This is a genomic window from Xanthomonas dyei (assembly GCF_002939865.1).
Taxonomy (GTDB): Bacteria; Pseudomonadota; Gammaproteobacteria; order Xanthomonadales; family Xanthomonadaceae; genus Xanthomonas; species Xanthomonas dyei.
On record NZ_MDEE01000022.1, the window covers coordinates 12,472 to 35,195 of the forward strand.

At 64.7% G+C, this 22,724-nt stretch carries 17 protein-coding genes; 9 read left to right on the plus strand and 8 right to left on the minus strand.

Annotated features, from left to right (window positions below; translation table 11 throughout):
- The first annotated feature begins 208 nt into the window (after positions 1 to 208).
- The 5 genes from sucC to XdyCFBP7245_RS14630 all read left to right on the plus strand — a co-directional run bounded on the left by sucC (position 209) and on the right by XdyCFBP7245_RS14630 (position 4,752).
- Positions 209 to 1,378, plus strand: a complete 1,170-nt coding sequence (sucC, locus tag XdyCFBP7245_RS14610) for an ADP-forming succinate--CoA ligase subunit beta (RefSeq protein ID WP_104616302.1) — start codon at positions 209 to 211, stop codon at positions 1,376 to 1,378.
- 24 nt (positions 1,379 to 1,402) lie between these two features.
- Positions 1,403 to 2,278, plus strand: coding sequence for a succinate--CoA ligase subunit alpha (gene sucD, locus XdyCFBP7245_RS14615; protein WP_011038208.1), 876 nt, complete (start codon positions 1,403 to 1,405; stop codon positions 2,276 to 2,278).
- A gap of 140 nt (positions 2,279 to 2,418) precedes the next feature.
- On the plus strand, positions 2,419 to 2,694 hold the full coding sequence (locus tag XdyCFBP7245_RS24285) for a hypothetical protein (RefSeq protein ID WP_211287707.1): 276 nt from the start codon (positions 2,419 to 2,421) through the stop codon (positions 2,692 to 2,694).
- A gap of 24 nt (positions 2,695 to 2,718) precedes the next feature.
- A complete protein-coding gene (locus tag XdyCFBP7245_RS14625; RefSeq protein ID WP_104616303.1) occupies positions 2,719 to 3,090 on the plus strand; it encodes an endonuclease domain-containing protein in 372 nt (123 codons plus the stop codon).
- 21 nt (positions 3,091 to 3,111) lie between these two features.
- Entirely contained in the window at positions 3,112 to 4,752 is a 1,641-nt protein-coding gene (locus XdyCFBP7245_RS14630; protein WP_104616304.1) for an NAD+ synthase, read from the plus strand.
- Here the strand turns inward: XdyCFBP7245_RS14630 and XdyCFBP7245_RS14635 are convergent.
- The gene (locus XdyCFBP7245_RS14635) at positions 4,746 to 5,723 is read right to left on the minus strand and encodes a glycoside hydrolase family protein (protein ID WP_104616305.1); all 978 of its coding nucleotides are present in this window, start codon (positions 5,721 to 5,723) and stop codon (positions 4,746 to 4,748) included. The genes XdyCFBP7245_RS14630 and XdyCFBP7245_RS14635 overlap by 7 nt on opposite strands.
- 253 nt (positions 5,724 to 5,976) lie before the next feature.
- On the minus strand, positions 5,977 to 6,858 hold the full coding sequence (locus XdyCFBP7245_RS14640) for an outer membrane protein assembly factor BamD (protein WP_055848912.1): 882 nt from the start codon (positions 6,856 to 6,858) through the stop codon (positions 5,977 to 5,979).
- Positions 6,859 to 6,978: 120 nt separating this feature from the next.
- Here XdyCFBP7245_RS14640 and rluD point away from each other — a divergent pair, with 120 nt between their 5' ends.
- Genes rluD through XdyCFBP7245_RS14660 form a run of 4 tightly spaced genes read left to right on the plus strand, consistent with a single transcriptional unit; the run spans position 6,979 to position 9,739 of the window.
- Positions 6,979 to 7,974, plus strand: a complete 996-nt coding sequence (rluD, locus tag XdyCFBP7245_RS14645; RefSeq protein ID WP_104616306.1) for a 23S rRNA pseudouridine(1911/1915/1917) synthase RluD — start codon at positions 6,979 to 6,981, stop codon at positions 7,972 to 7,974.
- 1 nt (position 7,975) lies between these two features.
- Positions 7,976 to 8,791, plus strand: coding sequence for a peptidoglycan editing factor PgeF (pgeF, locus tag XdyCFBP7245_RS14650; protein WP_104616346.1), 816 nt, complete (start codon positions 7,976 to 7,978; stop codon positions 8,789 to 8,791).
- Entirely contained in the window at positions 8,788 to 9,318 is a 531-nt protein-coding gene (locus XdyCFBP7245_RS14655; protein ID WP_244907825.1) for a DUF4166 domain-containing protein, read from the plus strand. The genes pgeF and XdyCFBP7245_RS14655 overlap by 4 nt, the downstream gene beginning before the upstream one ends.
- Positions 9,305 to 9,739 (plus strand): thiol-disulfide oxidoreductase DCC family protein, encoded by a 435-nt coding sequence (locus XdyCFBP7245_RS14660; RefSeq protein WP_244907821.1) that lies wholly within the window; start codon positions 9,305 to 9,307, stop codon positions 9,737 to 9,739. The genes XdyCFBP7245_RS14655 and XdyCFBP7245_RS14660 overlap by 14 nt, the downstream gene beginning before the upstream one ends.
- Positions 9,740 to 10,026: 287 nt before the next feature.
- Here the strand turns inward: XdyCFBP7245_RS14660 and XdyCFBP7245_RS14665 are convergent, their stop codons facing one another.
- The 6 genes from XdyCFBP7245_RS14665 to XdyCFBP7245_RS14695 all read right to left on the minus strand — a co-directional run bounded on the left by XdyCFBP7245_RS14665 (position 10,027) and on the right by XdyCFBP7245_RS14695 (position 22,618).
- Entirely contained in the window at positions 10,027 to 11,895 is a 1,869-nt protein-coding gene (locus XdyCFBP7245_RS14665; protein ID WP_104616309.1) for a methyl-accepting chemotaxis protein, read from the minus strand.
- Positions 11,896 to 12,625: 730 nt separating this feature from the next.
- Entirely contained in the window at positions 12,626 to 15,064 is a 2,439-nt protein-coding gene (locus XdyCFBP7245_RS14670) for a membrane-bound PQQ-dependent dehydrogenase, glucose/quinate/shikimate family (protein WP_211287710.1), read from the minus strand.
- A 915-nt stretch (positions 15,065 to 15,979) separates the two neighbouring features.
- Complete coding sequence (gene otsA / locus XdyCFBP7245_RS14680) at positions 15,980 to 17,347, minus strand: alpha,alpha-trehalose-phosphate synthase (UDP-forming) (protein WP_104616312.1); 1,368 nt, start codon at positions 17,345 to 17,347, stop codon at positions 15,980 to 15,982.
- On the minus strand, positions 17,344 to 19,122 hold the full coding sequence (locus XdyCFBP7245_RS14685) for a glycoside hydrolase family 15 protein (RefSeq protein WP_104616313.1): 1,779 nt from the start codon (positions 19,120 to 19,122) through the stop codon (positions 17,344 to 17,346). Before XdyCFBP7245_RS14685 ends, otsA begins: the two co-directional genes overlap by 4 nt.
- A gap of 40 nt (positions 19,123 to 19,162) precedes the next feature.
- Positions 19,163 to 19,927: a trehalose-phosphatase gene (gene otsB, locus XdyCFBP7245_RS14690; RefSeq protein WP_104616314.1), complete on the minus strand. Its 765-nt coding sequence runs from the start codon at positions 19,925 to 19,927 to the stop codon at positions 19,163 to 19,165.
- 255 nt (positions 19,928 to 20,182) lie between these two features.
- Complete coding sequence (locus XdyCFBP7245_RS14695) at positions 20,183 to 22,618, minus strand: TonB-dependent receptor plug domain-containing protein (protein ID WP_104616315.1); 2,436 nt, start codon at positions 22,616 to 22,618, stop codon at positions 20,183 to 20,185.
- Between the last annotated feature and the right edge of the window lie 106 nt (positions 22,619 to 22,724).

Below are 22,724 nucleotides of genomic sequence, written 5' to 3' on the forward strand. Positions count from 1 at the left end.
GCGAGTATAGGCAGGTGCGGTCCTGGGCACAGCGCGTGCGCACATTGTCGGGCGGCGCGCAAGCGCGGCGATCGGACAGGCAATGCCGGCGAATTTTGCGCCGCACGGCGTGGTCGGCCACAATAGGCGGCCCGTTCGCGTCTTTCGACGTGCCGCCCCGGCGGTCTGCGTTGCACGCAGCGGTCGTTTCCTTTTCCCACGGTGACGCATGAATTTCCACGAATACCAGTCAAAACAGCTGCTTGCCGAGTACGGCATCCCCGTTCCGGCCGGCAAGGTCGCAGCGACCCCGGACGAAGCGGTTGAAGTCGCCAATTCCCTGGGCAAGGGCCCCTGGATGGTGAAAGCGCAGATCCACGCGGGCGGCCGCGGCAAGGCTGGCGGCGTCAAGTTCTGCAAGACCACCGACGATGTGAAGGCCGCAGCGGCCAAGATGCTCGGCACCAAGATGTCGACCTACCAGACCGCCGGCGTCGAGCTGCCGATCAACCTGGTGCTGGTGACCACCGCCGGCGAGATCGTCAAGGAGCTGTATCTGTCGATCCTAGTCGACCGCGGCACCAAGACCATCACCTACATCGCCTCGTCCGAAGGCGGCGTGGAGATCGAGCAGGTCGCTGCCGAAACGCCGGAGCTGATCCACGCGCTCAACGTCGATTTCGTCGAAGGCGTGCAGGGCTACCACGGTCGCGATTTCGGCTTCAAGCTCGGCCTGAACGCCAAGCAGGCCGGCCAGTTCGCCAGCATCATGGTCAACCTGTACAAGCTGTTCAACGAAAAGGACCTGGCGCTGGTTGAGATCAACCCGCTGGCGATCCTGGACGACGGCAACCTGTACGCGCTGGACGGCAAGTTCGACAGCGACGACAACGCCGCATTCCGTCAGAAGCAGCTGATCGCCATGCGCGACAAGACGCAGGAAGACGAGACCGAAGTGACCGCTTCGGAGCTGGACATCAACTACGTCACCATGGACGGCAACATCGGTTGCATGGTCAACGGCGCAGGCCTGGCCATGGCCACCATGGACGTCATCAAGCTCAATGGCGGCGAGCCGGCGAACTTCCTGGACGTGGGCGGCGGTGCGAACAAGCAGCGCGTCATCGAGGCGTTCAAGCTGATCCTGTCCTCGGCCAAGGTCGAAGGCATCTTCGTCAACATCTTCGGCGGCATCGTCCGCTGCGACATGATTGCCGAAGGCATCATCGCTGCGGTCAAGGAAGTGGGCGTCAAGGTTCCGGTCGTGGTGCGCCTGGAAGGTACCAACGTGGAAGAAGGCAAGCAGCTGCTGCGCGACAGCGGCATGGCCATCATCCCGGCCGACAACATCAACGACGGTGCCAAGAAGGTCGTTGAAGCTGTCAAGAACGCCGCCTGATTCACGACACCGAAGGAACTATCCATGTCCGTTTTGATTAACAAGAACACCAAGGTGATCGTGCAGGGCTTCACCGGCCAGCAGGGCACCTTCCACGCCACTCAGATGATCGAGTACGGCACCCAGGTCGTCGGCGGCGTGACCCCCGGCAAGGGCGGCACCACGCATATCGACCTGCCGGTGTTCAACACCGTGGCCGACGCCGTGCAGAGCACCGGCGCCGATGCGTCGGTGATCTACGTGCCGCCGCCGTATGCGGCCGACGCGATCCTGGAAGCGGCTGCGGCCGGCATCAAGGTCATCGTCTGCATCACCGAAGGCATCCCGGTGCTGGACATGCTGCGCGTCAAGAACGTGCTGACTCGCTCGCATCCGGACACCGTGCTGATCGGGCCGAACTGCCCCGGCGTGATTACCCCGGGCGAGTGCAAGATCGGCATCATGCCGGGCCACATCCACAAGCCGGGCAAGATCGGCATCGTGTCGCGTTCGGGCACCCTGACCTATGAAGCGGTCAAGCAGACCACTGAAGTGGGCCTGGGCCAGAGCACCTGCATCGGCATCGGCGGCGACCCGATCAACGGCCTGAACTTTGTCGACTGCCTCAAGCTGTTCAACGAAGACCCGCAGACCGAAGGCATCATCATGGTCGGCGAGATCGGCGGCGACGCCGAAGAAGCCGGTGCCGAGTACATCAAGCAGTTCGTGAAGAAGCCGGTGGTCGGCTTCATCGCCGGTGCGTCGGCTCCGGCCGGCAAGCGCATGGGCCACGCCGGTGCGATCGCATCGGGAGGCAAGGGCACCGCCGAAGGCAAGTTCGCGGCGATGGAAGCCGCTGGTGTCAAGACCGTCCGTTCGCCGGGCGATCTGGGTGCGGCGATTGCTGCGCTGGTGAAATAAGTACTCGCTGCGCGTAAGCCTGCGAGTTGAGAGAGGCCACCTTCGGGTGGCCTTTTTTTATGGCTCGGTAGTGCTTCCCTCATCCGCCCTTCGGGCACCTTCTCCCGCATGCGGGAGAAGGGAGTGACGCACACAGTTGCGTGGCTGATAGATGGCCGGAGCGGGAGCAGCAGCAGGAGCAGCAGCAGGAGCAGCAGCAGGAGCAGGAGCAGGAGCAGGAGCAGCAGCAGCAGCAGCAGCAGCAGCAGCAGCAGCAGCAGCAGGAGCAGGAGCAGGGCCGGACTACTTTAGCTTGGTGCCTTGGATTTCCCCTCTCCCGCTTGCGGGGGAGGGGTAGGGGTGAGGGCGGCTTTCCCCTACACCCCAAATCGATCGCAACCGATCGCTGGCACGGGCAGTTCCATAACACGCTGTGATCTGACAAAAACCCGATGCATCCAATGCGCGCTGGCGAAAAAATCCGATTCGCGAAAACCTTGCGGCGCCAGATGACTGCCGCCGAGCGTTTGCTGTGGTACCGCCTGCGTGATCGGCGCTTGCTGGGCTTCAAGTTTCGCAGGCAGTGTCCGGTCGGGCCGTACATCGCCGATTTCGCCTGCCTGGACTGCGCATTGATCGTCGAACTTGATGGCAGCCAGCATCTGAACGCTTGTTTCGATGCAATACGCGACGTCTTCCTGCAGCGCGAGGGCTTCCAGCTGCTGCGCTTCTGGAATAATGCGGTACTGGCGCGCACCGACGCTGTGTGCGACGCGATTGCGCAACGTCTGTGCGTCGCTCGTTCTTCACTTCCTCCTTCCGGCGTTCGGTAGGAACCGCAAAAGGCTGCCGATATGTCCCAGACCCTCCGCATCGCCATGGCACAGTTCGACTTCCCGGTTGGGGCGGTGGCAAAAAATACCGATCGCATCATCGAGTTCATATCCACGGCACGCGATGAGTTCGAGGCGGATATCGTGCTGTTTCCCGAACTGGTGATCAGCGGCTACCCGCCGGAAGATCTGCTGCTGCGTCCCGGATTTCTGGCGCACTGCGAGCAGGCACTCACGCGCATCGCGGCGAGTGCGCGCGGCATCGTCGCGGTGGTCGGCTGGCCGCAGAGTGCCGGCAGCGTGGTCTACAACGCGGCCAGCGTGTTGCGCGATGGCCGCATCGAAGCGACCTACCGCAAGCGCGAACTGCCCAACTACGCGGTGTTCGACGAGCGTCGTTATTTCGATGTGGATCCGGATGGCGACAATTGCGTGGTCACGGTCAAAGGCGTGCAGGTGGGCGTGGTGATCTGCGAAGACCTGTGGTTCGCCGAGCCGCTGGCCAAGACGGTGCATGCCGGCGCCGAGCTGGTGCTGGTCCCCAATGCCTCGCCGTACGAGCGCGGCAAGCACGCGCAGCGCGATGCGCTATTGGCCGAGCGCACGCGCGAGAGCGGGGCGGCGATTGCGTATCTCAACGTGGTCGGCGGCCAGGACGCGCTGGTGTTCGATGGCGCCTCGGTGGTGGCCGATGGCGACGGCACCGTGCATCCGGCCGCTGCCGCCTTTGTCGATCAATGGCTGGTGGTGGACTATGCCGCCGGCGAACGCCGCTTCACCCCGGTGGTCTGGGTGGACGATGGCGACGAGAGCATGGACGCGCTCGCCTGGCGCGCGGTGGTGCGTGGCCTGCAGGATTATTGCCGCAAGAACGGCTTCAGCAAGGTGTGGCTGGGCCTGTCCGGCGGCATCGATTCGGCGCTGGTGCTGGCGATGGCGGTCGATGCGCTGGGTGGCGATAACGTCACCGCGGTTCGGCTGCCGTCGCGCTACACCGCCGGTCTGTCCAACGATCTGGCCGAGGAGCAATGCCGTGCGATGGGCGTGAAGCTGGAAACCATCGCGATCGAGCCGGCCTTCGAAGGCTTGCTCGCCGCGCTGGGGCCGATGTTCGAAGGTACCCAGCCGGATGTCACCGAAGAGAATCTGCAGTCGCGCAGCCGTGGCGTGATCCTGATGGCGCTGTCCAATAAATTCGGCGGGCTGCTGCTGACCACCGGCAACAAGAGCGAATACGCAGTGGGCTACGCCACCATTTATGGCGACATGTGCGGTGGCTACGCGCCGCTGAAGGATCTCTACAAGACCGAAGTATTCGGCCTGGCGAAATGGCGCAATACCGTCGGCGGTGCGCCGGTCATTCCACCGGCGGTGATCTCGCGCCCGCCGTCGGCCGAGCTGCGCGACAACCAGACCGACCAGGATTCGCTGCCGCCCTACGATGTGCTGGACGGCATCCTATACCGCTATGTCGACCAGGAGCAGTCGCGCGATGAGATCGTCTCCGCCGGTTATGCCGCCGACACTGTCGAACACGTGCTGCGCCTGGTGCGGATCAACGAATGGAAGCGCCATCAGGCCGCGCCCGGGCCGAAGGTCTCGCGGCGCGCGTTTGGTCGCGAGCGGCGTTACCCGATCACCAACGGGTATTCCGGTCAGTAATCCGGCGCGTCGGCCATCGCTGCGGTGGCCGGCGGTTGCGCAAAGCGGGTGAGCAAATCAAGAGTTGGTTTGGGCCGCGTCAGGTCGTACATCAGGCCGAAATGGCCTTCTGCGCCCTGGATGGTGGTCTGGTCCAGCAACTCGTAGACATTGATCTCGGCAACCACGTCGGCATAGTTGGCGCGTACGTTGCGCAGCAGCTGCGCCAGGCTGTCGTAGCAGCCGCGGTCGCCTTCCGCGCCTCCGGTGGTGTTGCCGGTGTAGACCTCGGCGCAGTTCAGCTCGTTGAAGAACACCGGCGTGTTGTAGGTTTGCGCAGCCGTGCGCAGCTGGCCCAGGTATAAGTCCGTCCAGTAGCCGGCATCGTGGTGGAAGGCGTAATAGTGGAAGCTGATGTGGTCGAAGTCGAAGCCGGCGGCCTTGGCCTTGGCAAGAAACCAGAGCGAGCCATTACGGTCGCCCGGGCAGCGCGCGTTGGCGCTGCGGTCGTCGCTGTTGCAGGCGGTGATGTTGATGGTGAAGCGCAGGCCCGCGCCTAGTTCATTGGAGGCCTGGCGCATGCCCAGATACATGGTGGTCATCGCGGCGATGCGGGCATCGGCTTCGGCGCGCACCAGGTCCTGTTCGTTGCCGATCTCCCAGACCTTGATGTCGGCCGCATAGCGACGTGCCAGTTGGTAACCGATCTCGCGCGACATCGGGTAGACCATCGGGCGTAGCGTGATGCCGTACTGACGCGCCAGTGGGACCAGCGCATCCAGCGTTGCGTAATCGCGCGGATCCACATCGAAGCGGTAGCTGCGCAGATTGCGCGCGGCCAGCAATTTGAAGCGTGCCTCGGCCTGGTTCATGGGGTAGCCGGGGCGATTGTCGTGGGCGTTGACGCCGTAGACGATCGGGGCCGCGACTGAGACCGCGCTCAGTGTTGCCAGCGACACCGCGAGCAAAAATAGGGCGATGAGACGAGACATGCGGCCTCCTTGGCTGGCGCCGGCGGGGAGTCGGATCTTCTGGAGAGTTGAGTATAGGCAGGCCAGCCGGGCGGTTCGGTGATCTGGCGCCGGTTACGGGACGCGCGATGCGTGAGCGGGGGATCGGTCGGGTGCGCGCCTAGGCTAGAGCGGCATAGCGCTTTTCAAGGTGGCGACTGCTTGTTGCACCAATCTCGCTGCCACGAAAAAGGGGCCTTTCGGCCCCTCGTGAATTCGGCAGTGATTGCAAGTGTTAGTCGCGGCTCATCTGTGCATTGCGCTGACCGGTGGCGGCGGACTTCTCGCCGGCAAACGGGTTGAGCTTGCGGATCGCCCAGGGGTACTTCGGCCAATTGCCGGTCAGCCACGGGTGCTGCGGGCTGTTGAGTTCGAGCACGCGGCGTGCGTCTGCGGCCAGGGTCTTGTTGCCCAGGTGTGTGTAGGCCTCGGCCAGCACCGCAACGGCGTCGTATTGATAGGCGCTTTGCGGGTAGGTTTCCAGCAGGTAGTTGGCGCGGCCGGCTGCGGACACCCAGGCGTTGCGGCGCAGGTAGTACAGCGCGTTATCCAGCTCGTGCTGGGCGAACACGTCGCGCAGTTCGATCATCCGCTTGCGCGCGTCGGGCGCGTAGCGGCTGTTGGGATAGCGGTCGGTGACCGTGTTGAAGTCGTTGTAGGCCTGCTGCGGCGACGACAGATCGCGGCGGCTCGGGTCCAGCGACCACACCCGGCGCAGGAACACCGTGTCGCGGTTGCTGTTGGCCAGCCCGCGCAGGTAGTACAGGTACGAGATGTTGCGGTGCGTGGGATAGGTGCGGATAAAGCGGTCGACGCTGGACACCGTGTCGTCGTGCTTGCCGGCCTTGTACTGGGCGTAGGCGCTTTCGATCATCGCCTGCTCGGTGTACGGACCATACGGGTACTGGGCGATCAGGCGCTTGTAGCTGGCTTCGGCGCCAGCCCAGTTGCCTTTCTCCATCAGGCCGTGGCCTTTGCCATAGAGCTGCTCGACCGGCATGCCCTCATCGGGATTCTTGTCCTTGGCACCGCGGTGGCAGCCGGTGACGACGAACGCCATGACCAGCATGAGGGCAATCAGGCGCGCAGGCGCGGAAAACGTGGACCGTCGGATCATGGGTCTGGGCAGGACGCGTCAGGAAAACGAAAGCGCGATGATAGCCTAGTGGCCTGTCCGGCGACTGACTCCTGCCGCCCGGACCCCCAAATTCCCGTTTTTGCCTGAGTGCCCGTGTCCATGTCCGACCCATCTGCCGACCCCACCGACCCGTCCATCCGTCAGGCCATCGTGCCCGATAACGCCGCAGGTCGCCGTTTCGACGCGGTGTTGGCCGAGCTGTTCCCCGAATTCTCGCGTTCGCGGCTGTCGGAGTGGATCAAGTCCGGCGATGCGCTGCTGGATGGCGAAATGGCGCGTCCGCGCGACACCTTGCGCGGCGGCGAGAGCGTGCAGCTGCAGGTGGTGCTGGAAACCCAGACCCATGCCGCCCCGCAGGACATCCCGCTGAACGTGTTGTACGAAGACGACCAGGTGCTGGTAATCGACAAGCCTGCCGGCCTGGTCGTCCACCCGGGCGCGGGCAATCCGGACGGCACCCTGGTCAATGCGCTGCTGTTCCGCGACCCTGCGCTGTCGGCGGTGCCGCGCGCCGGCGTGGTGCATCGCCTGGACAAGGAGACCAGCGGCGTCATGGTGGTCGCGCGCACCGTGCAGGCGCAGACCGCGCTGGTGGAACAGCTGTCCGCGCGCGATGTGCATCGCCAGTATCTGGCGGTGGTGGTCGGTGCGCTGGTGTCCGGCGGCACCGCCAATGCGCCGATCGACCGCCACCCGCGCGATCGCCTGAAGATGGCCGTGCGCGACGACGGCCGCGACGCGGTCACCCATTACCGGCTGCGCGAACGCTTCCGTGCGCATACCGCGCTGGAATGCCGCCTGGAAACGGGGCGCACCCATCAGATTCGCGTGCATATGGCGCATCTGAAGTCGCCGATCGTCGGCGACCCGCTGTACGGCGGCGCGCTCAAGCTGCCCAAGGGAGCCACCGACGAACTGGTGCACGAACTGCGCACCTTCAAGCGCCAGGCGCTGCATGCCGAAACGCTGGAATTCCTGCATCCGGTCAGCGGCCAGCCGGTGCGCGCCACCGCGCCAGTGCCGGCCGACCTGCAGCGGCTGATGACCGCCCTGCGCGAAGACAGCGAACGTGCCGCCGAGCTGGCGCGCCGCTGACATGGCCGTGGCCGCACCGTTTGTGCTGGCGGCCGATTGGCCGGCGCCGCCACGCATCCAGGCGCTGACCACCTTGCGTTACGGGCTGGGCGGCTCGCTGCCGCCGTTCGACACGCTCAATCTGGGCAACCGCAACAGCCCAGAGGGCGATACGCCCGAGCAGGTGGAGCGCAACCGGGCACTGCTGGTCGAGGCGCTGGCGTTGCCGAGCGCGCCGCACTGGTTGCGGCAGGTGCACGGCGTGGAGGTCGTGCGCGTCGAAGCGCCGCTATTTGCATCCGATGCGCGGTCCAATGGCGCGGGCGATCACGCGCCAGCTGCGTCCGAGCCGACGGCCGATGCAGCCGTCACCGCCGTGCCTGGCGTGGTACTGGCGATCCTCACTGCCGATTGCCTGCCCGTGGTGCTGGCGGCGGCCGATGGCAGCGAAGTGGCGGCCGCGCATGCCGGTTGGCGCGGGCTGGCCGACGGCATGCTGGAGCGCAGCGTGGCCGCCATGCGCACGCCTGCATCGCAGTTGATCGCATGGCTGGGGCCGGCCGCAGGACCGCAGGCGTATGAAATCGGGCAGGACGTCTTCGACGCCTTCGTCGCCGACGATGCGCAGGCGCAGGACGCCTTCATCGCCACGCGGCCGGGGCATTGGCGTGTGGATCTCTATGCACTGGCGCGCCAGCGCTTGCAGCGTGCCGGCGTGCCGGCCAGCGCGATCCATGGCGGCGGGCTGTGCACCATTTCCGATCCGCAACGCTTCTTCTCGCACCGCCGCGACTGTCGCAGCGGACGCATGTCCACGCTGGCCTGGATCGCGCCCTGAACACGCCGTTGTTTGCGCAGGTACTGGGCCAGGATGCCTTTGCACAGCTGCCTGCGCCGGTGCGCGCGCTGCATTCGGTACAGCAGCGGCAGACCTTTGGCGGACGGGCGCAGATCCAGCGCGGTCGTCATGCCTTGGTGCCGTTGCTGGCGTTGCTGAGCCGGTTGCCGCGCAGTGGCGAGGTGGATGTCGAAGTGGAGTTTCTGGTCGATGCGCACGGCGAGCGTTGGCATCGGCGGTTTGCGGGGTTGCCGATGTATTCGCGGTTGTGGCGGGAGGGCGGCGCACTGCGCGAGCACCTGGGCGCGGTGCGCTTCGAATTTGCGCTGCGCGCCGATGCCGACGCGTTGTACTGGCAGGCCACGCGCGTGTGGGCGTTCGGCGTGATTCCGCTACCTGCGCGCTGGTTCGATCGGGTGCGTTGCCGCGAGCATGCCGACGCCGGCCGCTATGGATTTTTCGTCGACGTACACTTGCCGTTGGTCGGGCCGTTCATTCGCTACGAGGGTTGGCTTGCGCCACGTTGAATCCCCGCAGGTCGCTACGCGCAGTGCGCCGGCCACCATCGTGTTCGATGGGGTGTGCCTGCTGTGCAATGGCTGGGTCAAATTCCTGCTGCGCCGAGATCGGCGCGGGCGTTATCGCTTTGCTGCGATGCAGGGGCAAGCCGGGCGTGCGTTGTTGCAGCAGCACGGGCTGGATCCCGATGATCCGTTGTCGTTTCTGCTGGTGGACGGCACCGGCGCATGGACCGACAGCGATGCGATCGTGCGCGTGCTGGCCGGTTTGGGTGGCGTTTGGCGCTTGTTTGCCGTGTTGCGCGTGGTGCCGCGCGGCCTGCGCGACATCGGGTATCGCCTGATCGCACGCAATCGCTATCGCTGGTTCGGGCGCACCGAGCACTGCATGCTGCCAACACCCGAGCAGCGTGCGCGGTTCCTGGATTAGCCCTCTCCGCTGCGAAGCCATCCCCGCGTAGGAGCGCACCCGGGCGCGATGGGGCGTTATCGATAAAGCTTCGTCGCGCCCGGGTGCGCTCCTACGATAATCCGGCTATCTGCGAGATGGCTTTGCGGTGCGGCGTGTTGTTGGGCTGTGTGCGCTGCATCAAGCATGGCGGACACGCACGCTTGCCTTGCGTAGGAGCGCACCTGGGCGCGACGGGGCGTTACCGATAAAGCTACGTCGCGCCCGGGTGCGCTCCTACGGGGACTGCGATTCGCTGCGCTGGCGGTTTAGGCCGCCGCGCTGTTGAAGCTTGCGCGCACAACACTCGCGTTGCCGCTGTGCGCAGGCTGCAGGCGGAAGATCGAAACCGCATCGGCCAGTTCCACCGCCTGTTCTTCCAGGCTGCGTGCGGCCGCGGTGGCTTCTTCCACCAACGCGGCGTTGCGTTGGGTGACCTCGTCGAGCTGCGCGACGGTGCGGTTGACCTGTTCGATGCCGCTGGACTGCTCGGCGCTGGCCGAGGTGATCTCGCTCATGATGTCGGTGACGTGTTTGACCGAGCCGACGATCTCGCGCATGGTCGCGCCGGCGCGATGCACCAGCCCCGAGCCCAGCTCCACCTTGTCGGTGGAATCGGCGATCAGCGTCTTGATCTCTTTTGCCGCATCGGCCGAGCGCCGCGCCAGTGCGCGCACTTCGGAGGCGACCACCGCAAACCCGCGGCCCTGTTCGCCGGCACGCGCCGCTTCCACCGCGGCGTTCAACGCCAGGATATTGGTCTGGAACGCGATGCCGTCGATGACACCGATGATCTCACCGATCTTGCGCGAGGCGGTGCTGATCTGGCTCATGGTGGAGACCACATCGTCCATCACCTGGCCGCCGCTCTGCGCCACTTCACCGGTGCCTACCACCAGGCGGTTGGCCTGCAGCGCGCTCTCGGCGTTTTGCTTCACGGTGGAGGTGAGTTCTTCCATCGAGCTTGCGGTTTCTTCCAGGTTCGCCGCCTGCTGTTCGGTACGTTCGGACAGATCGGTATTGCCGGCAGCGATTTCCACCGCCGCCTGGCGGATGGTGTCCGATGCCGTCTGGATGCCGCCGATGATTTCGGTCAGACGGGCGACGGTCTGGTTGGTGTCGTCGCGCAGACGCGCAAAGATGCCGTGCGCATCGCCGTCCACGCGCTGGGTGAGGTCGCCTTCGGCCAGCGCGCCGATCACGCGCGCCAACGCGGCCAGGTGGGTTTCCACCGAGTCGTAGATGCGGTTGATGCCTTGCGCCAGCGACAGCAACACGCCGTCCATGCCGTCGACCTGCATGCGGCGGCTGAAATCGCCAGCCGATGCCGCGTCGATGATCTGCATCAGCGCCTGCTCGGCGTTCACCTGCGCGGTGACGTCCATCCACTGCGCGATGGTGCCCAGTTTGGTGCCGTCGGCGGCAATGATCGGGCTGTAGACGAAATCGATCTGGCGGCCGAAGAACGGGGCGCGCACGGCCTTGGATGCAGTCAAGGCGCGCATGCGATCGATGGCGGCCTGGCTGTCGGGATAGATGTCGCCGATGCTGCCGCCGACGAACCCTTCGGCATGGAAGCTGGGGCGGAAGCTCTGCACATCCGGCTCGATCAGCTTGAGCATCGCGAGCAGCTTGCGGTTGGCGAACAGCACCTGGCCGTCGTCGTCGGCGATGCGGATCATGGTGTCCAGATCGTCGAGTGCCTTGATCACGAATTGCCCATGGCGCAGGCCTTGTTCCATCACGTCGATGCGGATGGCCAGCTTGTCCTGGGCTGCCTGCAACGTCTGCAGCAGCGGTGCGAGCTCACCGGATGCGGTGCGCAGGTCCAGGCGCTGGAAGCGGCCTTCGCCCAGCGCAGCGACCGCATTCACTGCCTGCTGCAGCTGCGCGCTGTTGCGACGACGCGTCCACCACCATAGGCCAACGCTGGCCGCGCCGAGCACCAGCAGGGCCGGGAACAGCTTCGCGAACGCGCTACCGATGCCGCCGGGCACCAGCGTGGCGGCGTAGAACGTCAGCAAAGCCAGCAGCCCGAGGTGTGCGGCAGCGGGCATCCATGCAGTCCAGGTGGTACGCGCAACGTTTGCGCCCGCCGGTGGGCGGGAAACGGGTGCGGCATCGTGTGAAGGCAACATAGGCTGAGTCCAACTAGTGTTCTGGGATAGGGGGAACGGTGTGCTGCAGGAGTGGCTGCAATGGGGGTATCGGCGGCCGAGCCCGAATCATGATGGTGTGAAAGGACCGTTTATCGGAATGCGTGCTGCGGACCACGTAAAAAGCTGATGTGGTTGATTTGGAAGGGTTTTCAGTTGCGGTGCGTATGTTTTGAGCAACTCGCGGGCGCCCGGAATCGGTGTTGGTAGTTGTAAATTTCGCGTGAATTTAGATCGTCGTGAGGTCGGGCAATTCCGTGCTCCGATGGAGTGCACATGGGCTGTTTGCTTCCATCTAATCTGGTCGCGGCGACTAGCGCGCGTTGCACCATTGCCGCTAGTCCGACATCGCGCTGAAATCGGAGCGGGCACGAACCACCGCCATGGCAGTGCAACGGGCGTCGGGAAATCGCAGCAGGAGAACGTGAAAGGCAGCGATCCGAAAAACTTCGCCAAAGACCTCAATCGGACAAGGCTCGGTGCGATGCAGATGGTTCGCCCGTCAAACCGCAGTTCCGGCACACCTGTCATCGGCGGACGCAACACCGTGCAGTCAGGCGTACCGCCAGAACCACGGATTCCGACCGCACACCGCATGCTCCGCCCCACCTGGGCAACGACGATCCGGCCGATCGGCAGGCCGCACCCATAAAAAAAACCGGCCGTCTCGCGACGGCCGGTCTGTGGTGTCACTGCACGACGGGTCTGGCGATTACTTCGCTGGCGCCGCCTTTGCATCGTCCGGCAATGCCCAGGCGATGACGCTGTCGCCGGACTTGGTTTCCATGCGGTCGTGTCCACCCACGGCGGCCACGATGTACTGCTTGCCATCGATGGTGTAGCTCATCGGGGCAGCCTGCGGGCCGGCCGGCACGCGGGTTTCCCAGACCTGCTTGCCGGTGCGGGTGTCGAAGCCGCGCATGAAGTCGTCCAGGGCTGCGCCGATGAAGGTCACGCCGCCGGCGGTGGCCAGCGAGCCGCTGTTGTTGGGCGTGCCGATCTCGAACTTGGTCTTGGACGGGATGCCCATCGGGCCCTGGTCGTAGCCGGTGCCCAGCGGACGGCGCCACAGCACTTGCTGGGTGCGCAGATCCACACCGGAGATGTAGCCCCACGGCGGCGCCACGCACGGGGTGTTGAGCGGCGACATCCACGGCTCCTTGCGGGCGCCGTAGGCCAGGCCCTTCTGCGCCATGTAGCCGGGGGTCTTGCTCTTGCCGTCGAACACCGACACGACGCCGAGTTCGTTCATTTTCTCGCGGGTATAGACCTGCAAGGTGTAGGGCAGGCGATTGCTGTTCATCACCATGATGCCGCGCTGCAGATCGACCGAGACGCCGCCCCAGTTGATGCCGCCGTGGTTGCCGGTGAACGCCAGCGAGCCTTGCAGCGTCGGCGGGGTGAACATGCCTTCGTAGCGCAGCTGCTTGAACTGGATACGGCAGGCCAGCTGATCGAACGGGGTCATGCCCCAGGCATCGGATTCGATGATGGTTTCGACCTCGCGGCTGGGCGCGCCCACGGTGTTGGGCATGCCCGGCGAGATCGGCTGGGTGGCAGCGGTCCAATCGCCATGATCGGTGCCCTGCGGCACGGCCATCTGCTTGACCGGCATCAACGGCGCGCCGGTGGCACGATCCAGCACGAACACCTGGCCGGACTTGGTGGCCTGGATCACTGCAGGACGGGTGCCGCCGCCGGCGACCGGCCAATCGACCAGGTTCGGCTGCGGGCCGATGTCGTAATCCCACAGGTCGTGGTTGACGGTACGGAAATGCCAACGCTCCTTGCCGGTAGCCGCGTCCACGGCGACCAACGAGGCAGTGTATTCCTCATCCTGCGGGGTACGGCCCTTGCCGAAGAAATCGCCGGACGCATTGCCGGTGGGCAGATACACCAGGCCCAGCTCGTCGTCGGCCGCCATCAGCGACCACACGTTCGGGGTCGAACGCGTGTAGGTCTGGCCAGCGGGCGGTTCGGCGGTGATCGCCGGGTTGCCCAGATCCCAGGCCCAGCGCAGCTGGCCGGTGAGGGCATCGAAGCCACGCACCACGCCGGACGGCGCATCGCCTTCCTGACCATCACGCACCTGGCCGGTCGGCTGGATCACCACGCCGCGCATCACCACCGGCGGCGAGGTCGGGCCGACGAAGCCCGGCTTGGTATTGCCGGTGCCTGCATTGAGGTCCACATAGCCGTTGTTGCCGAAGCTGGCGCAAAGCTTGCCGGTCTGCGCGTCCAGCGCGCCGAGGCGGCCATCGACCATCGGCCAGAAGATCCGCGTCGGGCACTCGGCAGTGCCTTCCGGCGCCTGGTAGTACGACACGCCACGGCAGGTGGTGGCGGCCACACCGGCCATCGCCTTGGGGTTGGTCTGTGGGTCGAAGCGCCAGCGCTCCTTGCCGTTGGCCGCTTCCACCGCGATCACCTTCTGGGTGGGTGTGCAGATGTACAGCAGGTCGCCGATCTTGAGCGGGGTGTTCTGAAAGGCATAACCCAGCTTGGAATCCTTCGGCTTCAGATCGCCGGTATGGAATTCCCAGGCCACCTTGAGGTTCTTCACGTTGTCCGGGGTGATCTGCGCGCCGGGGGTGTAGTGATTGGACAGGTTGGAACCGGCATACGCGGTCCAGTTGCTGGCGTCGTGATTGGCAGCGACATTGCCGTCCGGGCTGGGTACGTTGCCGCGGCTGAAGGCGGTGGCAGTGTCGGCCGGTTGCTTCGATGCATCCGCCAGTTCCACATTACGCGGCACAAACAGCGGCCACAGGATCAGGGCGGCGCCAAGGATCGGCAGCACGCCGGTCACCACGACATAGCCCGCACCGGACAACGGCTGCATGCGCCGACGCGCCACGCCCCAGAACGGCAGCAGCACCAGGCCCAACACCGACATCCAGGCCAGACGCGGGACCAGGCCCCAACCGTCCAGGCCTACTTCCCACAGCGCCCACGCGATGGTGGCCGCCAGCGTGGCGCCAAACAGCCACAGGCCGGCACGCTTGCCCAGCGCCAGCAACACGCCGGCCAGCAGCAGTGCGATACCTGCGAGCAGGTAGTACCAGGAACCACCAACGGCCACCAGGCGGCCGCCTTCGTAGGCGAGCACCGCACCGAGCACGGCGATCACCACGGCATAGGCCACCAGCAACCAGGTGCCTAGCCCACGTTTTGAGGATTGATCAGTCATTTTGAGATGTCAGGAAGGACTCGGGGCCGCAACGGGCGACAAGTCGTGGAGGGAGAGAGGTCGCCCGTTGGCAAAGGCTGCCGACGACCTTGGATATGAACGCGCAGCCCCTCCCAGGGTCCTCAGCGCTACTCATCTGAATATTTTAGACCCCTGAGCGCCGCCTGTCCGTGACGGAATAGGAACCACCGTTCCAACCTGCAGTTCGGATGCACTGAATTTGCGTGGAGTTGAGCAGTGCATCGAAGGACGCTGACATTTCGGCGGATGCGCGGTGACACCTGACGAGCGATCCACGCAAGACTCGCTGTCGCTGTGCCTTTCTGCTTTGCTATTGCTTTGGCTTCGCTTGTCTTTTTGCGTTGGCCTCACCCAGTCGCCTTAAAGCAAGCCGAGCACCGCAGTCACGCGTGGCCGAAGAGGTGCCCTTGTCTGAGCGAATCGAGTTTGAGCGCCGTGCCGCGCATGGGGAGGAGTACAGCGCACCGGTGCGGCCGTATCGCAGCGGAGTGCGTCGGGCGACAGCGGTTGAGGCCGGGCTTTGGGAATCGATAATCGGGATTTGCAAAGCACTGCGGTCACTCCAGCACCACGGTGAATCCAGAGCACAGAGCCGAATCAAGAGCACAGTGCCGAATCCAGAGTACGTCGCTCGCTCCAAAGCACAGCGCTCAAGCCGGGGCTGCGACAGTCCATCGAGCACAATGTCGGATTGCTCGCGTGACTGCCGTACCCTCATCCGCCCTTCGGGCACCTTCTCCCGGAGGGAGAAGGGAATGTATCCAGCCTCTCGCAAGAAGAATGTCTCCAGCCTCTGGCGGGAAGAAGGCAATGCACGCAGCGAGTCTGCGTACATTGCCCCGCACCGAGGAAAGCTTAGGCGTCTGCGAGCGCCTGCAGATACCGTTGGCGCCAGTGGTTGATGTTGTTCTTGCGCAGATGATCCATCATCGCTCGCCACCGCTCGATACGTGTTGCCAACGGCATGCTTGCTGCCGTCGCAATGGCATCTGCCACACCGTCCAGATCGTGCGGATTGACCAGCAGCGCTTCCTTCATTTCGTCTGCCGCGCCGGCCAGCAACGACAGCACCAGGACACCGGGATTCTCAGGGTCCTGCGCGGCCACAAATTCTTTGGCGACCAGATTCATGCCATCGCGCAATGGCGTTACCAGGCCCACCGATGCGGCCCGATAGAAACCAGTCAACGTCGCATGGCTGAAGTTCTGGTTGACGTAGCGCAGCGGCGTCCAGTCCGGCCCTGCATGTCTACCATTGATGTGGCCGGCGATCTGTTCCAGCTGCCCGCGCAATTGACGGTATTCGGTGACATCGCCGCGCGATACCGGTGCGATCTGCAGATAGGTCAGGCTGCCGGATTGATCCGGATAGCGTTCCAGATAGCGCTCGAAGCCCTGGAAGCGTTCCGGCAGGCCTTTGGAATAATCCAGCCGGTCCACGCCGATCGCCAACTGCCGCCCGCGCAGACTCTCGCGCAGATCGCGCACGGCTTGCTTGCTGACGGACGCCTTTGCCTGATTGGCAATCAGATCGGTGTCGATGCCGATGGGGAACGACGAGGCCGTGAAACGTCGCCCACCCGGGCCTTCGACCAGATCGCCGTCAAGAACGCGGCCGCCGCCGAACAGGCGCACATACGCCTTGAAACGTTCGGCATCGCGCTGGGTCTGGAAGCCCACCAGATCGTAGGCATAAAAGGTGCTGAACAAGCGTGCGTGATCGGGCATCGCCTGCATCAAATCGGCCGATGGCATCGGCACATGCAGGAAGAAGCCCATCTTGCAGCCCACCCCCAGCTCGCGCAGCATCGCGCCCAGTGGGATCATGTGGTAATCGTGAATCCACAAGGTGTCGCTGTCTTTCAGTAGCGGCGCGAGTTTTTCCGCGAACAGGCGATTGACGCGCAGATAGCCTTCGCGCTTGGCGCGGTCGTAATCGACCAGGTCCAGCCGGAAGTGCAGCAACGGCCACAACGTGCGATTGGCAAAGCCGTTGTAGTACGAATCGATGTCGCGCTTGTTGAGGTCCATGGTGACGAAGGTGATGTCGCCTTCGGTCTGCTCGTGCATGCCGCCGCTATCGCCACGCACGGTCTTGCCGCTCCAGCCGAACCACATGCCGCCGCGCTCCTTGAGCGCGGCCAACAACCCGACTGCAAGGCCGCCCGCGCGGTTTTCGCCGGGCACTGCAACACGATTGGATACCACCACCAAACGACTCATGACGCCTCCTGCCAGCTCCGCGACAAGCGCATCGCTGCGATGATCAAACCGACATGCGAATAGGTCTGAGGGAAGTTGCCCCAGGCTTCTCCGCCTTCGAACGATAGGTCTTCCGAGAGCAAGCCCAGGTGATTGCGGCGCGCGAGAATGCGCTCGAACAATTCACGTGCCTCGTCCTTGCGGCCGATGGCGGCCAGCGCATCGATGTACCAGAACGTGCAGATGGTGAAGCTGGTTTCCGGCTCGCCGAAGTCGTCGGGCGCGATGTAGCGATACAGCGCATCGCCATGCTTGAGCACGCGGCCGACCGCTTCGACCGTGCGCACGAAGCGGCTGTCGTCGGCATCCACGATGCCGATGTCGGCCAGCAGCAACAGCGACGCATCCAGGCGGTGGCCGCCGAGCGTGTCGGTGAAATGGCCGCTTTCTTCGCTCCAGGCTTCGTCCAGCACGCGCGTACGGATGATGTCGGCGCGCTCGTTCCAATAGGCGCTGCGCTCGGGCAGTGCCAGCCGCTCGGCGATCTTGGCCAGCCGGTCGCAGGCGGCCCAGCACATCGCGGCGGTGTAGGTGTGCACTTCGGTGCGGCCGCGGAATTCCCACAGGCCGGCGTCGGGCACGTTGTGCAGCGCATAGGCGCGCTCGCCAAGCGGTTCGAGCCGGCGGAAGGTGTCGGCGTCGCCCTGATCCTTCAGCCGCAGGTCGAAGAACAATTGCGTCGAGGCCAGCACCACGCTGCCATAGACATCGTGCTGTTGCTGGATCCACGCCAGGTTGCCGCGCCGCACCGGGCCCATGCCGCGGTAGCCGTCCATCGTGTCGACTTCGTGTTCTTCCAGCTGCGATTCGAAGCCGATGCCGTACAGCGGCTGTAGCGTCCCGTCGCTGGTGGCGATGTTGAAGATGTAGCCGATGAACTGCTCCATCGTGCGCGTGGCGCCGAGCCGGTTGAGCGCGCGCACCACGAACGCGGCGTCGCGCAGCCAGCAGTACCGGTAATCCCAGTTGCGCGGCGTATTCGGCGCTTCCGGAATCGAGGTGGTCATCGCGGCGATGATGGCGCCGCTGTCTTCGTACTGGCACAGCTTGAGCGTGATCGCGCTGCGGATCACCGCCTCCTGCCAGTCCAGCGGAATGGAAAGATAGCGCACCCATTCGCGCCAATATTCTTCGGTGCGTTCCTGCGCTTCCTGCACGTAACCGCTGAGCGAGCGGGTCAGCGATTCGTCCACGCCCAGCACCAGACTCACCGGGTGGCTGAGCACGAACGGCAAGCCGTCGCGCACGAAGCGTACCGGCACGTCGGTGGTCAGGCGTAGGGTGAATTCCGGCAACACCCAGCGGATATGATTGCTGCCCCAGGTGGTATCGGGCGTGCGGCCACCCCAGTCGGCGAGCGGACGTGCGCGCACGACGATGCGCGGGTTGCCAGCGAGCGGGCGAATCTGCCGGATGATGCTCACCGGCCGATAAAAACGGCCGTTATTGCGCCAGCGCGGTGCGAAGTCGATGACTTCCACTTCGCCGCCGTGGCTGTCGCGCAAGACGGTGCGCAGCACGGCTGTGTTGGGCAGGTAATGCTGCTCGCTGCTGACGAAGTCTTCCAGCTCCACCGCAAAGTCGCCGCCTTCGGTCTTGGGCGAGAGCAGGCTGCAAAAGGCCGGGTCGCCATCGAAGGCGGGCAGGCAGCTCCACACCACGCGTGCCTGTCGATCGACCAATGCGCCAAAACTGCAATTGCCGATGACGCCCAGATCCAGGTTTGGCTCGGTCATGAGGTGCAAACGATCCTGTAAGTAACGAGAGGAGGTGCGCCTACGGTGACGCGTTGCGCGCGTTGTGTTGTAGCCACGCATGCACAGCGGCAGTGCCGTCGACGCGAAAACGCGCACTGGTCTGCGCGCGATCGCCGACCAGAATGCTCCAGCCGCCTAAGCGATTGGCCGCATCGAAGCCGAATTCGTCGGTGAGGTCGTCGCCGACAAACACCGGCGTGCGGCCTGCAAATGCGGCGGTCTGCATCAGTTGTTCGACGGCCAGGCCCTTGTTGCTGCCTTCGGGGACGAATTCGACCACGTGGTCGCCCGGTTGCAGGCGATAACCGGAGAGCTGGGCGATTTCGTCCTGTGCGAAGGCCAACACATCCGGGCCGGCGTCCGGTTGTGCGCGCCAATGCAGCGCAACGCTGACGCCTTTGTCTTCGACCAGCACGCCTGCGTGTTTGTGCGTCAGCGCCGCAGCGCGTTGATGCAGGCCATGCAGGAATTCGGATGTGTCCTGCGGCATGGCGGCACGTGCGGCAACATCGCTACGCAGCTCATGCCCATGCAGGCCGGCGGCCGGCAGCAGCAATGGTGCGAACAAGGCATCGAGCTGTGCGAGCGGACGCCCGCTGACCAGGGCGATGGCACCGTTGAGGCGCTCGCTCAGCTGGACGATCACTTCGCGTACCTCGGGCAATAGCCGCACGGACTCGGGGCTATCGGCAAAGTCGATCAGGGTGCCGTCCACGTCCAGAAACAATGCGCAGGCATCGTCCAGCAATGGCGGCGACGGAAGGGGGGAATGCGCGTCTGCCATTGCGCTAGTGTGCGCAAACCGGTGTGAGATTCAGGTTATGGAACGGCAGTGGGTGTTGGTAGACACGTGCAACTGCCTATCCTTCTCTCCTCGGGAGAAGGTGGCGCGTAGCGCCGGCTGAGGGTACGTGCGAAGCCTCGTGCAGTTGGAAGGACACGGGAGCTTCGCCCGTACCCTCACCCCAACCCCTCTCCCGCAGGAGAGGGGCTAGAGCACGCCCCTAGGGGAAAGAGGGTTTGCAGCCTGCGCTGTTGCTCAGAAGGTATATCGCACCCGCCCATACCAGTACGCGCCATTGCTGCCGATCGGCGAAAGCACGTCGTAGGGCAGGTTGCCGAAGTAGGCGATATCGTCGATGGAGCGGTCCGAGTAGTTGTCCAGGATGTTCTGCCCGCCGATGGCCAGCGTCCACTGCGTGCCCAGGTGGTATTCGGCTTCCAGATCCAGCTGCCATTCGGCGCCATAGGTCTGACGTGGCACGAAGCCGCCGCCGAAGTCGAACACGCGGGTGGCGCTGCCATAGCGGTTCACGCGCGTCTGCAGGTTCCAGTGTTGGTTGCTCCAGTTGGCGGCCAGCGCGGCACGCGTGCGTGGTGCCGCATCGGTGAGCGTGTTGCTCTCTTCCACGCCGAACAGCACATAGTCCGGGTTCAAGGCCAGCAATTGCCAGGGTGTTGCGATGATGTTTTCCAGCTCGGTCTTGGCATAGCTGTAGGTGCCGGTCAGCAACAGATCGCCGCCGAACGCGTACTGGCGCCAGTTGGCGACCAGCTCGGCGCCGCGGGTACGGGTGTCGGCGGCGTTGAGGAAATAGCTGGCGCTCTGCACGCCGGTGACATCGAAGTTCTGCTGCACGAAGCTGGTCAAGGCGTCGCCGGTGATGTCTTCGGACAAGGCGATGCGGTCGTCGATATCGATCTGGAAAAAATCCAGCGACAGGTCGAAGTGGTCGCCCAACTTGCTGGTGAAGCCCAGGCTGTAGTTGACCGACTTTTCCGGCTTCAGATCGGTGGCGCCGAGCGCGCGGGCGATCGGGTTGTTGACCGACAGCAGGCGGCCCTGGGTCAGCCGGCCGGCGGCGTCGTAACCGGTGGAGGTAGCTTCGTAACCGATCTGGCTGAGCGATGGCGCGCGCACGTTGTTGGAGATGGCGCCACGCAGCGCGAATGCAGGGGCGAACGCATAGCGCGCGGCTAATTTACCCGTCCACTGGCTGCCGAAATCCTGGTAATGCTCATAGCGACCGGCCAGGTCGGTGGAGAATTTTTCACCGAACTGGCTGGAGACGTTGGCATAGGCGCTGGCGACATTGCGCGACAGATCGGCTTCGTCCTGCGGGGTGAGCCCGCCGCCGGCCTGCGAGCCGGTGGGGCGATCGGTGAACGGGCCCGCGGCGTAGCTGGCCGGGTCGCCGGCATGGGTGCGGTATTGCTCGCGGCGGAATTCGGCGCCGGTGCCGAAGGTATGGGTGGCGCCGGCAATGTCGAACACGCGGGTCAGATCGAAATTTCCCACGGTCTGCGCAAACGCAAAATCGCCGGTCTTGAACGCGGTGGTGCTGCCCGGGCCGAGCGAGGCGTTGAGCGAGTTGCGCAGGCGGTAGGTGAAGTCGTTGCGGCCGTAGTTGACGCTGGCGTCGTAATCCCAGTTGCCCCACTGCCCACGTGCACCGGCAACAAGTTGTAGATCGCGATTTTCGCCTTCGGAAATCGGCCGGTAGCCGTTGGGGTAGATCTCGCGCCAGTTGGCGCTGCTGTCGGGGTAACGGAAGTAATTGGCGCCTTCGGTGTCGCGCTGGTTGTAGGTGCCGAAGGCATAGAACTCGCCGCTGACGCTGAAGGGAATCTTGGTGTTGAGCCAGGCGTTCAGGCCCTTGGTGGCGCCGTCGCCGAGCACGTAATTGCGCCGGCCGGCCAGGGCCAGGTTGGCCGGGGTCTGCTCTTCGAACGGCGGGATCTGATCGAAGCCGGCGCGGTTGGTCGCTTCGCGATTCTTCAGTTCCAGGCCGACCTTGAAAAAGCCGCCGTCATCGCCCAGCAGGCTGCCGACCTTGGCGCTGGCGTAGCTGGTCTGGCCGTCGGTGACGCGGCGATCGATCGGCGCCACATCGGTGTTGTAGGCGCCGAAGCTGGCTTCCAGCTCGCCGCGCTCGGGGTTGTCGTCCAGGATCACGTTGATGACACCGGCAATGGCATCGGAGCCGTATTGCGCGCCGGCACCGTCGCGCAGCACTTCGATGCGCTTGATGGCGTTGATCGGGATGGAGTTGAAATCCACCGGCGTGGTGCCCTTGCCGATCTTGCTGTCGGTATTGACCAGTGCCGAGGTGTGGCGGCGCTTGCCGTTGACCAGCACCAGCACCTGGTCGGGCGAGAGCCCGCGCAGCTGCGCGGCGCGGATGTGGTCGGCGCCGCCGGAGTTGGACTGGCGCGGGAAGTTGAAAGACGGCAGCAGCGCCTGCAGCGCGCTGCCCAACTCGCCATTGACCACGCCGGCCTTGCGGATGTCTTCGGCGGTGAGCACGTCCACCGGCACCGTCGATTCCAGCACGGTGCGATCGCTGGCGCGGGTGCCGGTGACGATCACGGTGTCCAGGGTGGTGGCCCCAGCATCGGCCTGCTGGGCCTGCGCGTTGGCGCTCAGTGCCGCGGCCACAGCCAGGCCGATCATCGAAAGGGTGGGGCGGGTCATGCTCTCTCCTGCAACTGCAAACGCGCAGCGGCGCCGGCGTCCGGCCGGGCTGGTGCACAAGGGGGCGGACTGTTCCACATTCATCCGGATAGAGAGATTATCGTGT

Bases quoted from the DNA above. Each gene is read 5' to 3' on its own strand.
- rluD (WP_104616306.1), top strand. From the start codon at position 6,979: ATGTCCGACCCATCTGCCGACCCCACCGACCCGTCCATCCGTCAGGCC.
- XdyCFBP7245_RS14695 (WP_104616315.1), bottom strand. From the start codon at position 22,618: ATGACCCGCCCCACCCTTTCGATGATCGGCCTGGCTGTGGCCGCGGCA.
- XdyCFBP7245_RS14630 (WP_104616304.1), top strand. From the start codon at position 3,112: ATGTCCCAGACCCTCCGCATCGCCATGGCACAGTTCGACTTCCCGGTT.
- otsB (WP_104616314.1), bottom strand. From the start codon at position 19,927: ATGGCAGACGCGCATTCCCCCCTTCCGTCGCCGCCATTGCTGGACGAT.
- pgeF (WP_104616346.1), top strand. From the start codon at position 7,976: ATGGCCGTGGCCGCACCGTTTGTGCTGGCGGCCGATTGGCCGGCGCCG.
- XdyCFBP7245_RS14635 (WP_104616305.1), bottom strand. From the start codon at position 5,723: ATGTCTCGTCTCATCGCCCTATTTTTGCTCGCGGTGTCGCTGGCAACA.
- sucD (WP_011038208.1), top strand. From the start codon at position 1,403: ATGTCCGTTTTGATTAACAAGAACACCAAGGTGATCGTGCAGGGCTTC.
- XdyCFBP7245_RS14625 (WP_104616303.1), top strand. From the start codon at position 2,719: ATGCGCGCTGGCGAAAAAATCCGATTCGCGAAAACCTTGCGGCGCCAG.
- XdyCFBP7245_RS14640 (WP_055848912.1), bottom strand. From the start codon at position 6,858: ATGATCCGACGGTCCACGTTTTCCGCGCCTGCGCGCCTGATTGCCCTC.
- otsA (WP_104616312.1), bottom strand. From the start codon at position 17,347: ATGAGTCGTTTGGTGGTGGTATCCAATCGTGTTGCAGTGCCCGGCGAA.
- sucC (WP_104616302.1), top strand. From the start codon at position 209: ATGAATTTCCACGAATACCAGTCAAAACAGCTGCTTGCCGAGTACGGC.
- XdyCFBP7245_RS14665 (WP_104616309.1), bottom strand. From the start codon at position 11,895: ATGTTGCCTTCACACGATGCCGCACCCGTTTCCCGCCCACCGGCGGGC.
- XdyCFBP7245_RS14685 (WP_104616313.1), bottom strand. From the start codon at position 19,122: ATGACCGAGCCAAACCTGGATCTGGGCGTCATCGGCAATTGCAGTTTT.